Below are 14,821 nucleotides of genomic sequence, written 5' to 3' on the forward strand. Positions count from 1 at the left end.
AGAGGCATACCGTGGACCTTCAGAGCATCCTCAGCAAACTGTTCGCCAACGCCCATGCCGTCGGCATCGAAGGCGTTTTCCAGTTCGTCTTCAGCCAGGACCTGGCCTTCTGGTCGGAGGTGCGCGACAGCAGCCGCACCGGTGCCGGCCGGCACAGCGCCCCGGACGTCACCATCGAGGTGACCGAGCGTGACTTCATCGGCATCATGGGCGGCACCGCCAACGTCGAAGAACTGTTCGCCAGCGCCCGCCTGAAGATCAGCGGCAACATGGGCCTGGCCACCCTGCTGCCGCAGATCATCAGCAACGCCCGCCGCGGTGCGCCGGCGACCAAGGTATCGATGAACCAACGTTACCCGACACCGGCACGCTTCAGCGAACGGGTGTCGGCCGCGCAACCGGCACAGCGCGAGGTGGCATGCATTGCCCGCACCGACCTGTCGCTGGCGCGCTTCCAGAGCGAATACCTGAAGCACGGGACGCCGGTGGTCATCAGCGATGCCCTGCAGGACTGGCCGCTGTTCACCATGGGCCGCGAAGCTTCGCTGGAACATTTCGCCGAACTGCAGGGCATCACCCGCCACGGCGACTACGTGAAGAAGACCTTCTCCACCGACCGTGACTTCCGTTCCACCTCCATGGCCGACTTCATCGCCTCGCTCGACACCCCTGCCAAACCCGGCGAAACCCCGGCCTACATGGGCAACAACATCGTGCCGGAAAAGCTGCTGACGCTGATTCGCTACCCGCAGTACTTCGCCCGCGAGAAGTTCATTGCGCCGCGCATCTGGATCGGCCCCAAGGGCACCCTGACGCCACTGCACCGCGACGACACCGACAACCTGTTCGCGCAGGTATGGGGGCAGAAATCGTTCATCCTCGCCGCGCCGCACCATCGCCCAGCCCTGGGCACCTGGTCGACCAGCCCGAAGGGCGGCCTGGACGGCTGCGACTTCAACCCCGATGCCCCGGACTTCCAGCGTTTCCCGGCGGCGCGCGAAGTGCTTTTCCTGCGCGTGGTGCTGCAGGCCGGTGACCTGCTGTTCCTGCCCGAAGGGTGGTTTCACCAGGTGCAGTCTGTGACCACCTCGCTGTCGGTGAACTTCTGGGTGAATTCCGGGCGCGGTTGGTAACCAGGGTTACCAGGGGGGCGCTTTGCGCCCCTATCGCCGGCAAGCCAGCTCCCACAGGGACTGCGCCGACCGGAAGACTTGCGCTGTACCTGTGGGAGCCGGCTTGCCGGCGATAGGGCCGCGCAGCGGCCCCGGCAACCGATCAGACCGCTGCGATCAACGCCTCAGCAAACCGCTGCGCGACCTCATCGATCTGCTCGCCACTGATGATCAACGGCGGCAGGAAGCGCACCACCGCCCCATGCCGCCCACCGAGCTCCAGGATCAGCCCGCGCTTGAGGCACTCGCGCTGCACCTTCGCCGCCAGCTCGCGGTTGGCCGCCGGATGCCCAAGCGCATCCCGCTGCCCTTGCGGGTCCACCAGCTCTACCCCGAGCATCAGCCCCCGCCCGCGAACATCACCCAACTGCGGATACTCCCGCTGCAACTGCTGCAGATGCTGGCGCAGGCGCTGCCCCATGACCTCGGCATGCTCGGCCAGGCGATGCTCGACCAGGTAATCGATCACCGCCGAACCCGCCGCCATGGCCATCTGGTTGCCACGGAAAGTGCCGGCGTGGGCGCCCGGTTTCCAGGTATCCAGCCAGTCGCGGTACACCACCACCGCAAGCGGCAGGCTGCCGCCAATGGCCTTGGACAGGGTGACCACGTCCGGGACGATGCCGGCATGCTCGAAAGCGAACATGCGCCCGGTGCGGGCAAACCCGCTCTGGATCTCATCGACGATCAACGCCACACCGGCCTGCTCGGTGATACGGCGTACACCCTTGAGCCACTCGATATCGGCCGGGATGACCCCGCCCTCACCCTGCACCACCTCGAGGATCACCGCCGCCGGCAGCGGCACGCCGCTTTCCGGGTCGAGCAGCAGGGTTTCCAGGTAATGCAGGTTGGCCCTGACCCCGGCTTCGCCGCCCAAGCCGAACGGGCAACGATAGTCGTAGGGGTACGGCATGAACTGCACACCATTGCCGAGCAAGGCCCCCAGCGGTTGCTTCGGCCCATGGCTGCCCATAAGGCTCAGCGCCCCCTGGCTCATGCCGTGGTAGGCGCCATGGAAGGCCAGCACGGTGCTGCGGCCGGTTGCAGTGCGCACCAGCTTCAGCGCTGCCTCCACCGCATCGGTACCGGTCGGGCCGCAGAACTGGACCTTGGCTTCACGGCGCAACGCCTCTGGCAGCACACCGAACAAGTCCTGGACGAAGCGGTCCTTGACCGGCGTTGTCAGGTCCAGGGTGTGCAGCGGCAGCTCATCGGCCAGTACCCGCTGGATCGCCTCGACCACCACCGGGTGGTTGTGGCCCAGCGCCAGGGTGCCGGCGCCGGCCAGGCAGTCGATGAACTGGCGGCCTTCGACATCTTCCACATGGATGCCGCGGGCGCGCTTGAGCGCCAGCGGGATGCGGCGCGGGTAGCTGCGGGCGTTGGATTCCTGTTGTTGCTGGCGTTGCAGCAAGGGTGAATCGGTGAACTCGTACAAGGCACGCGGCGCGCTGGCCGGCGGGACCTGGGCAAGGCAGGAAGCGGTGGGCATGGGTGAATCCTCGCAAGCAAGCGAAAGTGCGGGTGTTCGTCGCTTGGGAAACGCTTGAGTGCGGGGAGGATTTAGCGGTTGCCATGGGATTTTTGAAAACAGGCCCGGCCTCTTCGCGGGTAAACCCGCTCCCACAGGGTTGCCACAGATTTCAGGGATGATGCAGTACCTGTGGGAGCGGGTTTACCCGCGAAGAGGCCGGCGCAGGCGATAAACATCAATGCGCCGAGCGCGCCGGCACTTGCAACAACACCCGCAACCCATCACTGCGGCTGTCGAACTTCAGGCTACCGGCACAACGCTGCACGATCGCCTGCACGATCGCCAGCCCCAACCCGCATCCGCCACTCTGCCCGTTGCGCCAGAAGCGCTCGGTCAGGTGCTCCAGGTCCGCCTCGGCAATCCCCGGCCCATGGTCGCGCACCATGAAGCCCACCTGGCCGTCAGCCATCTGCACCTCAAGCTCCACCGCCTCGTCGCCGCCATGGCGCAAGGCGTTGTCCAGCAGGTTGCGCAGCGCCGCCACCGCCAGCGGGGCGGGCATGCCCAGGTAGATCTGCGTAGCGGCTTCAGGCAAGCGCAGCACGATGCGCCGGTTGTCACCACCGCCGGCATCCTGCACCGCCTGCCGGGCCACCTGCTCGGCGCTGCACTGCACGCCATCCTCGAACGACAGGCTGCCCTCCACCCGCGCCAGCATCAACAACTGCTCCAGCGTGCGGTGCATGCGGTCGGCCCCCTGCTCGGCATGCTCCAGCGCCTGCTCACGTACGGCGCCATCGGTCATCCGCGCCACCTGCAGGTGGGTCTTGATCGCCGTCAGCGGGCTGCGCAGTTCATGCGCGGCATCGTCGGTCAGGCGCCGCTCACGCTCGATGGTCTGGGCAATGCGCAGGAACAGCTGGTTCTGGGTTTCCAGCAACGGTTGCAGTTCGCTGGGCATGCCCGCCACCTGCAGCGGCTCGACGCTGTCCGCGCGCCGGCGGCGCAGGGCATCGCGCATGCGGTTGAGCGGCTCCAGGCCCTTGCCCAGGCCGATCCACAACAACCCCAGGCTGCCAAGCAGGGCCATCAACACCGGCGCCGAGGCTGCCAGCAGGATCGACTGGTTCAGCGCCTCGCGCTCCATGTGCCGGTCGGCGGTGGTGATGCGAACATCGCCATGGTTGTAGGTGAAGGTGCGCCACAGCGCGTCGTCGATGGTCTGGTCGCGGAAACCGCTGCGTTCATCGTCCATGACGCCATCGTGCTTGTGGTTGCTGGCGAGAATCTCGCCGCGCAGCGAGCTGACCTGGCAGGCCATGCCGTCCGGCACGCTGAACTGATCGGCGGAAAAGTGCGCCTCGCCGCCCTTGGCAGTCAGCGGCTGCGGCAACTGGTCGATCAACCCGGCGACCATGCGCGCCGAGGCCACCAGGCGCTGATCGAGCGAGAACATCATCTGCTGGCGCAGGTCGCGCAGCATCCACGCGGCGGCGAGCGCCCAGATGATCACGAAGGCACTGCCCAGGATCAGGCTCAGGCGTACCCGCAGGCTCATGATGCGGCCTGCTCCGGCGCCTGCGCCGGGCCAAGGCGGTAGCCCAGGCCGCGCACGGTCTCGACGATGCCGTTGCCCAGCTTGCGCCGCAGATGGTGGATATGCACGTTCAGCGCATTGCTCTCGACTTCGTCGCTGAAGCCGTACACGCAATCCTTGAGCTGCTCGCTGGACAGTACACGCCCGGGGTTCTGCAACAGCGCCTGGAGCAATGCCTGTTCACGCCGGGACAGGTCGACCGGCTGGCCGGCCAGGGTTGCCTCGCAGCTACTCGGGTCATAGCGCAGTGGGCCGTGCTCGATCACATTCACCGCCCGCCCGGCCACCCGCCGCAGCAGGGTGTGCAGGCGTGCGGCCAGCTCGCGCAGGTCAAACGGCTTGAGCAAATAATCGTCGGCGCCGGCCTGCAGGCCATCGACCCGATCGGTAACCGCATCACGGGCAGTGAGCACCAGCACTGGCAGCGTCTCGCCTTTCTCGCGCAGGCGGCGCAACAGCTTCAGGCCGTCTTCGTCGGGCAGGCCAAGGTCGAGGATCATCACATCGAACTGCGCCGCCTGCAGCATCGCCCGTGCATCGGCGGCGTTGCCCACACGGTCCACGGTCAGGCCCTGGGCGGTAAGGCCGGCGCAGATGCCGGCGGCGATCAGGTCGTCGTCCTCACAGAGCAGAACGTGCATGGCGGGGCTCCCGGAATGGTGTGGCTGGCATTGCACCTTGGGCGGATTAAGGGGGGATTATGGACCTTTTTGTTGGGTGGGGGTGTTCACCTTGACCCTTTCAACGCCTGCGGCGTATCTACATCCAGCAGCACCCCCGCATCCTCCACCTCAACCACCACACAACAATCCCGCTGCGCCCGCACCACCGCCCGCGCCCCTTCATCCCCGGCAAGCTGCCCCAGCGCCGGCCAGAAGTCGCGCCCGAAAATCACCGGATGCCCCTGCTTCCCCGCATGGCCCGGCAGCACGATGGTCGAGGCGGTGGCCGCCTCGGCCAGCCGACGCAAGGTTGCCGCTTCGATCCAAGGCATATCACCCAGCAAGATCGCCACCGCCTGCGCCTGGCTGTCACCCAACGATCTGGCGCCTGCAGCCAGGCTATGCCCCATTCCCGATGCCGCATCCGGGCTGACGACCACCCGGCAATCGCCAGGCAAGGCAAAATCCTCGCCCCACTCGCCCGCGCGCAACACCACGCGCACATCATCGAATACCGCCCGAGCCCGCTCCACGCTATGGGCCAGCAGGCTGCGACCATCAGCCAACGTCGCCCGGCGCTTGTCGGCACCAAAACGCCGGCCGCTCCCTGCCGCCAGCACCAGCGCAACCACGCTCACAGCGCCGCCCTCTCGATGCCATTGCGCACCCGCAGAATATCGGCCAGCACCGCCAAAGCGATCTCGGCCGGGGTCTTGCTGCCCAGGTTGAGGCCGATGGGGGCGTGGATGCGGCCCAGTTCGACGTCACCCAGGCCACCGATCCGCCGCAGGCGTTCACGGCGCTTGTCGGAGGTCGCCCGGGAACCCATCACACCGATATAGAACGACTCGGTGCGCACCGCTTCGAGCATCGCCAGGTCATCGATCTTCGGGTCGTGGGTCAGCGCCACCACGGCAGTGTCGGCATGGCAACCGCCATGGGCGATGAACTCTGATGGCAGCTCGCGGCGCACTTCGATGCCATCCAGCCGCACGCCGTCGAGCACTTCGTCACGCGGCTCGCAGAGGATGACTTCGAAGCCCATGCCCTTGCCGAACTCGGCACAGAAGTGCGCGACGCTGGAGTAGCCGGCCAGCAGCAGACGCTGGGCTGCCCCCACACGCAAGCGTACACAGGCACCTTCACGCTCCACACGCGGCCCCTGGCTGTGGTCATTGACAAGCAGGCGCCGGCCCTCGGGCAGGCTCACTTCACGCAGCACACGGCGCTGGCCCTGCAATGCGCTTTCCAGCTCACGCAGGTGCGCCTGCACATCGCATTCGGCCGAAAGGTTTTCCACCAGCACTTCCAGCACGCCGCCACACGGCAGGCGAATACTCGAACGCGAGTCGCTGCCATCGCCGTAACGCACGATGGCCACCGGTTCGGGAAACGCTCCCCGCCCCACGCGCTCGAGAAAGTCGTCTTCAACGCAGCCACCGGACAGCGAACCCAGCCACTGCCCGCTGGCGTTCACCGCCAGCAGCGAGCCCGGCGCACGGGGCGCCGAGCCATAGGTGGCGAGCACCGTGCACAACCACACCCTCTGGCCGCCGCGCGACCACTGCAACGCCTGGCGGACCACCTGTAGATCGAGATGCTGCACCCTTTACTCCGCCTTCAGCTCGGCGAGCTGCTGTACGCTCAGGTCACCGGGCAATCCACCCCAGGCCTGGCGCAGGTAGTTGACCATATCCGCCACCTGCTGGTCATCGAGCTTGTCGGCAAAGCCCGGCATCGGCTGCATGCGCTCGAAGCCGGTGAACTGCTGCTCACGGATGCCTTCGAGGACCACCTTGACCAGGTTGCGCGAGTCGGCCTGGCGCAGCACCGTGTTGCCGCGCATGGCCACGGCGATGTGCGGCTTGCCCTCGCCGTCCACCCCATGGCAGCCCGCGCAGACATTCAGGTATTGCTGGCGGCCGCGCTTGGCGCTGTCGCTCATCTGCTCCAGCGCCACCGCCTGGATGGTCTTGGCCGGCGGTGGCTGGTCGCCCAGCAGGTAGGTGGCCATGGCCGCCAGGTCGGCATCCTCCAGGTGCTGGGTGCTGTGGTGCACCACCGGGAACATTTCGTTGAACATGCTGCCCTGGGCGCTGATGCCATGCTTGAGGAAGGTGGTCAGGTCCGGCTGGGTCCAGCCGCGCTCGGCGAGGTCCTGGGCCAGCAGGCTCGGGGCCAGGTAGCCACCCAGCAGGCCGCCGCTCAGGCGCTGGTCTTGCTGCAACGCACCGATCGGGTTGCGCGGGGTATGGCACTCGCCGCAATGGCCCATGACTTCGACCATGTACTGCCCACGCTGCCAGGCCGGGCTTTTGCCCTCGGTCGGCTGCAGTTGAACGCTTTTACCGTACAGCATGTTCCAGCCGCTCAGCCCCTGGCGCACGTTGAACGGAAAGCGCAACGCAGTCTGCGGTGCCGGGCGGTTGATTGGCGGCACGGTCATCAGGTAGGCGAGGATCGCGTCCGAATCTTCGCGCTTGATCAGGTGGTACGAGGTGTACGGCATCGCCGGGTAGAGGTTGGCGCCGTCCTTGCGCTTGCCCTCGGTTACCGCGGCAAAGAATTCGTCGGCGCTGTATTTGCCGATGCCGTACTGCTTGTCCGGGGTGATGTTGCTGCCGTAAATGGTGCCGAACGGCGAATGGATCGGCAGGCCGCCGGCGTACGGCGCGCCGCCTTCGGCGGTGTGGCAGGCCATGCAGTCGGCCGCGCGGGCCAGGTATTCACCGCGCTTGACCTGCGCCTGGTCGGCTGCCTGGGCAAGCGAGGTAATGGCAAGGCCGAGAGCCAGCGCCAGTGCGCTACGAACAAGACCCATGCTCAACCCTCCTTGACCAGGCCGAGGTCGTTGAGCACCGTGCGAGTAGCGTCGTAGTAACGCACGTAGCCAGTGCAACGGCAGATGTGGTGGCCCAGGCTCGCCTCGATGCGGTCTTCCACCTCGCTCTTCTTCAGCGGCTGGCGCTGGGCGGTTTCCACCAGCACCGTGGCGGCATTGACGAAGCCCGGCGCGCAGTAGCTGCACTGGAAGGCGAACAGGTCGACGAACTTCTGCTGGATCGGGTTCAGCGTCAGGTTGCCGGCCTCGTCCTGTCTGGCATGGCCCTCGATGGTGCGGACCTTCTTGCCCTCGAAGTAATGCGCGCCGGTAATGCAGGTGCGCACCTCCTCGCTGGTGCCGTCAGGGTTGTCGACGATCACCACACAGGCGTGGCAGATGCCCTGGCCGCAGCCCAGGCGCGAGCCGGTGAGGTTCTGGTGTTCGTGCAGGTAGTCGATCATCGCCAGGTCATCAGGGACCTCGACCGGGCCGACCGGTTGACCGTTGAGGGTCAGTTGCAGTGGGCGGTTAGCCATTGAGGGCCTCCTTGATACGGGCTGGGGTGATGGGGAGATCGCGCACGCGCTTGCCGATGGCATGCGCGACGGCATTGCCGATGGCACCGACGACCGGAATCATCACCACCTCGGCGATGCCCTTGGACGGGTCGGTCGGTGACAGCGGCGGGAGGATTTCGCTGGTCTGTTGCCACACCGCCACATCGCGCGCGTGCGGCAGGCGGTAGCGGTTGAAGTTCCAGTCGCCCTCCCCGGGCCCGCCCTCGTACAACGGCATTTCTTCGGTCAAGGCATGGCCGATGCCCATGGCGATACCGCCTTCGAGCTGGCCCTTGACCAGCTCCGGCACCAGCACCCGACCGCACTCGACCCAGCTGTGATGGTTGAGCACCTGCACTTCGTGAGTGCCCTTGTTCACCTTGACTTCGACAATGGTCGCCACCGGGCTGTAGTAGGTGACCATGGCGTTGTTCAGCTGGGTGTCGGGGTAGGCGGCGTTCTGCCGGTCGAGCAGGTGGTAGCCGTGGCTGCTCATCTGCGCCTTCTTGGCGTTCACCGCGCCATCGCCGTACTTCACCGCCACCGCGTCGAGCGGGAAGCGTTCGCGCACGCCGTCGATGACGAAGTCGGCCTCGGCCCAGCTCCAGCGGTTGAAACCGTGCACGCTGACGCCGGTGACCAGGCCCATGTCATGGGCCTTCTGGGCCAGCTGGGCAAACGGGATCGGTGACAGGCCGTTGCCGGTCAGCTCGCCGTTGACCCACACCGCGTTCTCGCGACGCACCACCAGCGGGTTGGCCTGGCCGCCGTAAGGGCCTTGGCTCCAGATGGCCATGGCCGCCGGCCACAGACCGTGGTTGAACAGCACGCGTGCCGCTTCGCGGGTGGCATGGCTGAAGTAGAACGCCGAGTTGGTCGCCGACGATGGTGAAGCGAGCTTGCCGACCCAACGCGGGTTGCGCAGCGCGGCATCCTGCTCGGGCTGGCTGATCAGGTACGGGTTGCCGCTGGTGGTCAGCTGCAGCTCCGGCCATTCGGTGACCGCGGTCTTCACCTCGTCGGCAGAGCGACCGAGGAAATCGCTGACCACCAGGGCCTGGGAGGTGGACATGCCGGTTCCCAGCTCGGTGCCGATGTGACGCAGGCTGATGCGCCCGTCGCGGCTGAACTCGATGCTGGCCATCGGAGCTTCGGAGCCGGTGCCGAAGTCTTTCTGGCAGATGGCAAAGCCCACGCCATACCAGTGGTCCGGGTCCTTGGCATCCATCTGCTGCTTGCGCGCGTCGCGGTTGCGCCACCAGTCGTGCACGGCGGCCTTGTCGAGAATCTCGTACAGGCGCAGCGCGCCGGCCGGGACCGCGCCCTGGGTGTTCTTCATGCCCGACTTCAGCGCGTTGGCGCGGCGCAGGTCGATGGCATCGACGCCCAGGCGCCCGGCGATCTCATCCACCATCATTTCGGTAGCGGCCATGGTCTGCAGGGTGCCGTAGCCACGCATGGAGCCGGCCTCGACGCCCCGGGAATGATAGGCAGTGACCGACAGGTCGTTCTGCGGCATGTAGTAGATCGACTGCGCCGCCGTGGCGCCCACCGCTGCCACCGACGGGCTGTAGTTGATACGCCCGCCGCCGTCGCAGCTCATGTCGGCGCGGAAGATCTTGAAGCTGTTGTCCTTCTTGTCCACCGCCAACTGGTAGCGGATATCGAAGGCATGGCGCTTGATGCCGCTCTGGAACTGCTCGTAGCGGTCGTTGGCCAGGCGGATCGGTACACCGGCGCCATACAACGCGGCCACGGCGGCGTAAAAGACGAAGATGTTGTTGTCTTTCGAGCCGTAGCCCACGGTATAGCCCGGGTGCATGTTCAGCGTGTTCAGGGCGAAGCGCGACGGCTTGATCATGTGCACGCATTCCTGCGCCACTTCGAACGGGCACTGGGTCGCGACCACGAAATGCAGCGTACCGCTGGCCGGGTCGTACCAACCGTTGCCGTTGTCCGGCTCCAGTGCGGCCGGCTCGATGGACGGCGTCTTGTAGCGCTCGTCGAACACCAGCCAGTCCTCGGGCGGGTTGTCCAGCTGCTCGGCCATGCGCTTGGCGTAGAACAGGCCCTGCTCGGTCAGGTCGCCATGCTGGTTGGGCTGCTTCGACCACACCGGCTTGCGGTTGAGGATGGTGGGGAACAGCATGGAATTCTTCAGGCTGGAGAATTCATCATCGTCGAACGGCGTGGCACCGCCCACGCGCACGAAGCGGAAGCTGCCGTAGGGGTCGCGCTGGTACAGCGGCGCCTGGGCGCCATAGCGGATCGCCTGGTCGTTGAACTGCAGCTTGCGCTTGGCCTGGCGGAAGCGCTCGAAGTCGTGCCAGATCAGGATTGCCACCGGGTGGCCGATGAACATCGGCACCTTGCCGGGCGGCAGCAGCGGGTCGGGCGAGTGGGCCTCGGGCCAGGCGATGCCGTCCCGCTCCAGGTCGGCAGCGGTGACGATGCGGTCCGGTTGCAGGTCGGTGCCAAGCAGGCTGAGGTCATGGCCGGCATAGATACGGTCGGCCTTGGTCGCCTTGAGCAGCAGCGCATGGCCCTGCTGCGCGGGCCAGCCGGGCATGTCCTTGGCACGGATGTCGCGGGCGAACACCTTGTCGCCGCACACCTTGGACAAGGCATCGTTACGAAAACGCGCCTTGCCGTCATGGTTCATCCACTTCTGCGGCGAGGTGGTGACGCGTTCCTCCATCAGCGCGGCGAACGCCTGGCTGCCGAGCGGCGCCATGGTCACGCCGACACCAGCTATCAGGCCGCCTTGCAGGAAGGCGCGCCGGGAAATATCACGGTTGGACATGCTTGATCCTCTGGGCAGCAGGGGGTCTGCCCTTTTTTTGATTCTGGTACTAGCTCGCAAAAGCTGACCTGTGCGTCAACTTTACAGCAATTGTAGTGGCGCAGGCAAAGTCAAGCAGACAATATGTCGCGACATATCTGGGATGTGGGGGGAATTTGGCTGTGCCTGGTAGGAGTTCGTCGGGGGGCTCTCCCACGCGCAGACAATTCCACGGCATACACCTCCAAGCCCTGATGCGCCCCCCTGACCAAAAACCAGAGTTAACCTTGGGTTAATCGACCCAAGCCAGCATGACCCCCTTCAACGTACTGCCAAGGCGAAGACATGCGCGTCCTCCTGCTCTTCCTGACACTGCTGCTGGCCGGCCCGTTGCAGGCCAACCCGTTCGATGTCAAACCGGACTTCCTGCCGGTCAACCAGGCCTTCGTGCTTACCCATGACCGCCAGGCCGATGGCCAGATGCGCCTGTTCTTCCAGATCCAGCCTGGCTACTACCTGTATCAGAAGCGCCTGAAGTTCGACGGCCTGCCTGCCGCACAGCACCCGCAACTGCCAGCTGCCCTCAACCACCACGACGAGTTCTTCGGCGACAGTGCGGTTTACCGCGACCAACTCGAACTGCTACTCCCGGCCGATGCCCAGGGCCAGCTGCGCCTGGGCTGGCAGGGCTGTGCCGACGCCGGCCTGTGCTACCCGCCGCAAACCACGCTGATCGACCTGGGCGGCAGTGTGCCGCCGGCGGCCGAACAAGCCAGTGACCAGGCCCTGGCCAGCGGTCTGCAAAAGGGGCACCTGGCCTGGAGCCTGCTGGCGTTCTTCGGCCTGGGCCTGTTGCTGGCTTTTACCCCCTGCTCGCTGCCGATGCTGCCGATCCTCGCCGGGCTGGTACTGGGCAATGGCGCCAGTGCCCGGCGCGGCTGGATATTGGCCGGGGTGTATGTACTGAGCATGGCCCTGGTGTATGCCGCCCTGGGCGTGGTCGCCGCGCTGCTGGGTGCCAGCCTGCAGGCCTGGCTGCAGCAACCCTGGCTGCTGGCCAGCCTGGCGGGGCTGTTCGTGTTGCTGGCCCTGCCGATGTTCGGTGCCTTCGAGTTGCAATTGCCCGCCGCCTTGCGCGATCGCCTCGACCGTGCCGGGCAAGGCACCCGTGGCGGCAACCTGTATGGCGCCGCGCTGCTGGGCGCGCTGTCCGGCCTGCTGATGGGGCCGTGCATGACCGCGCCGTTGGCCGGCGCGCTGCTGTACATCGCCCAGAGCGGCGACGTGCTGCAGGGGGCGCTGGTGCTGTTCAGCCTCGGCCTGGGCATGGGTGTGCCGCTGCTGTTGCTGGTAACCCTCGGCAACCGCTTCCTGCCCCGCCCGGGTGCCTGGATGAACCGGGTCAAGGGCGTGTTCGGCTTCGTGTTCCTGGGCATGGCGCTATACACCTTGCGCAGCCTGCTGCCCGCAGCATTGCTGCTGGCCCTGAGCGGCGCCTTGCTGATCGCCCTGGCCTGGGCTGCCTGGCCGGCCCTGCAGCGGTTGCCGGCGTTGCGCGCGTTGCCGCTGCTGGGTGCCCTGTGGGGCGGCCTGCTACTGGTAGGTGCGGCGGCCGGTGGCGACGACCTCTGGCAGCCGCTGCGCCCGTTCGCCGGTAGCGGCGCTGCGTCGGCCACCGGCCAGCACACCGAGGACGCCTTCGTCACCGTCAGCCGCCCCGAAGACCTGCAACGCGAACTGGATGCGGCCAAGGCCCGTGGCCAATGGGTGATGCTCGACTACTATGCCGATTGGTGCGTGTCGTGCAAGGTCATGGAAAAACAGGTGTTCGCCCGCAGCGACGTGCAGGCCGGCCTGGCCGGTGTGCACCTGCTGCGCCTGGACGTGACCGCCGACACCCCGGCCAGCCAGGCCCTGCTGCAGCGCTACCAGGTACCTGGCCCGCCCAGCATCATCTGGGTCGGCCCGGAAGGCGACGAACGCCGCGCGCGGCGCATCACTGGTGAGGTGGATGCAGCCGTCTTCCTGCAACACTGGACCCAGACCAGGAGCCAAGGCTGATGCTGACCGTAACCCTCGGGCCACTGACCATGGCCCTCAACCACCTGCTGATGCTCACCGCCCTGGTGATCGCCAGCATGGTCGGCTGGTGGGTCGCCCGGCGTGGCGGCGAGAGCCCGGAATCGGCACTGTTCAACCTGTTCCTGATCGGCCTGCTGTGCGCACGCGCCGGCTTCGTGCTGGCCTATTGGCCGATGTACCAGGACGACCCGCTGCAGGTCATCGACATCCGTGATGGCGGCTTCCTGTTCTGGTCGGGCCTTGCCGGAATCGTGCTCGGCGCCTTGTGGCAGGGCTGGCGCCATCCCGGCCTGCGCCGCCCGCTGGGCTGGGCGCTGTTCAGCGGCGCGCTGTTCTGGGGCCTGGCCAGCCTCGGTGGCCACCTGTACAGCAAGGGCACCGAACTGCCCGAGCTGAGCCTGCGCAAGGCCAACGGCCAATCCGTAGCGTTGCACAGCTACCGCGGCAAACCGCTGGTCATCAACATCTGGGCCACCTGGTGCCCACCCTGCCGACGCGAAATGCCGGTGCTGCAACAGGCGCAAAGCGCTTACCCGCACGTGACCTTCCTGTTCGTCAACCAGGGCGAGACCCCGGAAAACGTCAGTACCTTCCTCGCCACCACCGGCCTGAGCCTGACCCACGTGCTGTTCGACGGCACCGGTCTGCTGGCCCAGCGCGTCGGCTCCATGGCCCTGCCCACCACCCTGTTCTACGACGCCGACGGGCGCCTGGTCGGCAGCCATCTGGGCGAGCTGTCCCGGGCCAGCCTGCGCCACGCCCTGGAGCCTTTCGACCGGGCCACCGCGCCCGCCCCTGCCGCACAAGGAAACTGACATGCGACTGACTGCACTGCTGCCCCTGTCCCTGGCCCTGCTGGCTAGCCCCACCCTGCAGGCCGAAGAGCTGCCCAAGGCAATTCAACAACTGCAAGCCAAGGGCGCCGTGATCAAAGGCAGCTTCGACGCCCCCAACGGCCTGCGCGGGTATGCCGCCGAGTATCAGAATAACGGCCTGGCGCTGTACCTCACCCCTGACGGCAAGCACGTACTGGTCGGCAGCCTGTTCGACGAACAGGGCAAGGACCTCAGTGCCGAGCCGCTGAAAAAGCTGGTGTATGCGCCGATGAGCAAGGAAATCTGGGCCAAGATGGAAAAAACCGCCTGGATCGCCGACGGCAAGGACGATGCACCGCGCAAGGTGTACCTGTTCAGCGACCCCAACTGCCCCTACTGCAACATGTTCTGGGAGCAGGCGCGGCCGTGGGTGGAGTCGGGCAAGGTGCAGTTGCGCCATATCATGGTCGGCATCATCCGCGAGGATAGCCCGGGCAAGTCGGCGGCGCTGTTGGCGGCGAAAGACCCGGCCAAGGCACTGCATGAGCATGAAAAAGCGGGCAAGGCCAGCAAGTTGAAGGCACTGGAGCAGGTGCCGGAGGCGGTGCAGCAGAAGCTGGCGGCGAACATGGCGCTGATGGAAGAGATGGGTTTGCAGGCGACCCCGGCGATCTTCTATCAGGATGACCAGGGCAACCTGCAGAGCCAGCAAGGCGCACCGCGGCCGGAGTTGCTTGGGAAGATTCTCGGCAAGCGCTGATGTGAAATCGCCGGGGCTGCCTTGCCGCCCATTCGCAGCACAAGGCTGCTCCTACAAGTAGTGCACCTGCCATGAAGGCGGTGGCGGCCCTGT

12 protein-coding genes are annotated in these 14,821 nt (G+C 66.4%); 4 read left to right on the plus strand and 8 right to left on the minus strand.

The features are described 5' to 3' along the window. The first annotated feature begins 11 nt into the window (after nucleotides 1-11). Nucleotides 12-1,133: a cupin-like domain-containing protein gene (locus RIN61_RS03170; RefSeq protein WP_313855735.1), complete on the plus strand. Its 1,122-nt coding sequence runs from the start codon at nucleotides 12-14 to the stop codon at nucleotides 1,131-1,133. 142 nt (nucleotides 1,134-1,275) lie between these two features. Here the strand turns inward: RIN61_RS03170 and RIN61_RS03175 are convergent, their stop codons facing one another. From RIN61_RS03175 to RIN61_RS03210, 8 genes are all read right to left on the minus strand, one after another. After that, nucleotides 1,276-2,667, minus strand: coding sequence for an aspartate aminotransferase family protein (locus RIN61_RS03175; RefSeq protein ID WP_112253005.1), 1,392 nt, complete (start codon nucleotides 2,665-2,667; stop codon nucleotides 1,276-1,278). Nucleotides 2,668-2,884: 217 nt separating this feature from the next. Next, nucleotides 2,885-4,207, minus strand: coding sequence for an ATP-binding protein (locus RIN61_RS03180; RefSeq protein WP_112253006.1), 1,323 nt, complete (start codon nucleotides 4,205-4,207; stop codon nucleotides 2,885-2,887). Beyond that, entirely contained in the window at nucleotides 4,204-4,887 is a 684-nt protein-coding gene (locus RIN61_RS03185) for a response regulator (RefSeq protein WP_015271116.1), read from the minus strand. Before RIN61_RS03185 ends, RIN61_RS03180 begins: the two co-directional genes overlap by 4 nt. Before the next feature lie 86 nt (nucleotides 4,888-4,973). Further along, complete coding sequence (locus tag RIN61_RS03190; RefSeq protein WP_112253007.1) at nucleotides 4,974-5,546, minus strand: nucleotidyltransferase family protein; 573 nt, start codon at nucleotides 5,544-5,546, stop codon at nucleotides 4,974-4,976. After that, nucleotides 5,543-6,514, minus strand: a complete 972-nt coding sequence (locus RIN61_RS03195; RefSeq protein WP_313855739.1) for an XdhC family protein — start codon at nucleotides 6,512-6,514, stop codon at nucleotides 5,543-5,545. Before RIN61_RS03195 ends, RIN61_RS03190 begins: the two co-directional genes overlap by 4 nt. Nucleotides 6,515-6,517: 3 nt before the next feature. Next, the gene (locus RIN61_RS03200) at nucleotides 6,518-7,729 is read right to left on the minus strand and encodes a cytochrome c (protein ID WP_252378219.1); all 1,212 of its coding nucleotides are present in this window, start codon (nucleotides 7,727-7,729) and stop codon (nucleotides 6,518-6,520) included. A 2-nt stretch (nucleotides 7,730-7,731) separates the two neighbouring features. Continuing rightward, nucleotides 7,732-8,268 (minus strand): (2Fe-2S)-binding protein, encoded by a 537-nt coding sequence (locus RIN61_RS03205; protein WP_025339998.1) that lies wholly within the window; start codon nucleotides 8,266-8,268, stop codon nucleotides 7,732-7,734. Then, nucleotides 8,261-11,092, minus strand: coding sequence for a xanthine dehydrogenase family protein molybdopterin-binding subunit (locus RIN61_RS03210; protein ID WP_215521104.1), 2,832 nt, complete (start codon nucleotides 11,090-11,092; stop codon nucleotides 8,261-8,263). Before RIN61_RS03210 ends, RIN61_RS03205 begins: the two co-directional genes overlap by 8 nt. A 324-nt stretch (nucleotides 11,093-11,416) precedes the next feature. Here RIN61_RS03210 and dsbD point away from each other — a divergent pair, with 324 nt between their 5' ends. Genes dsbD through dsbG form a run of 3 tightly spaced genes read left to right on the plus strand, consistent with a single transcriptional unit; the run spans nucleotide 11,417 to nucleotide 14,728 of the window. Then, the gene (gene dsbD, locus RIN61_RS03215; protein WP_313855744.1) at nucleotides 11,417-13,132 is read left to right on the plus strand and encodes a protein-disulfide reductase DsbD; all 1,716 of its coding nucleotides are present in this window, start codon (nucleotides 11,417-11,419) and stop codon (nucleotides 13,130-13,132) included. Continuing rightward, the gene (locus tag RIN61_RS03220) at nucleotides 13,132-13,968 is read left to right on the plus strand and encodes a prolipoprotein diacylglyceryl transferase family protein (RefSeq protein WP_313855746.1); all 837 of its coding nucleotides are present in this window, start codon (nucleotides 13,132-13,134) and stop codon (nucleotides 13,966-13,968) included. Before dsbD ends, RIN61_RS03220 begins: the two co-directional genes overlap by 1 nt. Before the next feature lies 1 nt (nucleotide 13,969). Then, nucleotides 13,970-14,728, plus strand: a complete 759-nt coding sequence (gene dsbG, locus RIN61_RS03225; protein ID WP_112253012.1) for a thiol:disulfide interchange protein DsbG — start codon at nucleotides 13,970-13,972, stop codon at nucleotides 14,726-14,728. Nucleotides 14,729-14,821: the final 93 nt, after the last annotated feature.

It is taken from the genome of Pseudomonas inefficax (assembly GCF_032164165.1).
Lineage (GTDB): Bacteria > Pseudomonadota > Gammaproteobacteria > Pseudomonadales > Pseudomonadaceae > Aquipseudomonas > Aquipseudomonas inefficax.

What these genes read in the sequence shown, in the direction of transcription:
- RIN61_RS03175 (WP_112253005.1), bottom strand. Translation starts at nt 2,667, where the DNA reads ATGCCCACCGCTTCCTGCCTTGCCCAGGTCCCGCCGGCCAGCGCGCCG.
- RIN61_RS03180 (WP_112253006.1), bottom strand. Translation starts at nt 4,207, where the DNA reads ATGAGCCTGCGGGTACGCCTGAGCCTGATCCTGGGCAGTGCCTTCGTG.
- RIN61_RS03210 (WP_215521104.1), bottom strand. Translation starts at nt 11,092, where the DNA reads ATGTCCAACCGTGATATTTCCCGGCGCGCCTTCCTGCAAGGCGGCCTG.
- RIN61_RS03205 (WP_025339998.1), bottom strand. Translation starts at nt 8,268, where the DNA reads ATGGCTAACCGCCCACTGCAACTGACCCTCAACGGTCAACCGGTCGGC.
- dsbD (WP_313855744.1), top strand. Translation starts at nt 11,417, where the DNA reads ATGCGCGTCCTCCTGCTCTTCCTGACACTGCTGCTGGCCGGCCCGTTG.
- RIN61_RS03185 (WP_015271116.1), bottom strand. Translation starts at nt 4,887, where the DNA reads ATGCACGTTCTGCTCTGTGAGGACGACGACCTGATCGCCGCCGGCATC.
- dsbG (WP_112253012.1), top strand. Translation starts at nt 13,970, where the DNA reads ATGCGACTGACTGCACTGCTGCCCCTGTCCCTGGCCCTGCTGGCTAGC.
- RIN61_RS03220 (WP_313855746.1), top strand. Translation starts at nt 13,132, where the DNA reads ATGCTGACCGTAACCCTCGGGCCACTGACCATGGCCCTCAACCACCTG.
- RIN61_RS03200 (WP_252378219.1), bottom strand. Translation starts at nt 7,729, where the DNA reads ATGGGTCTTGTTCGTAGCGCACTGGCGCTGGCTCTCGGCCTTGCCATT.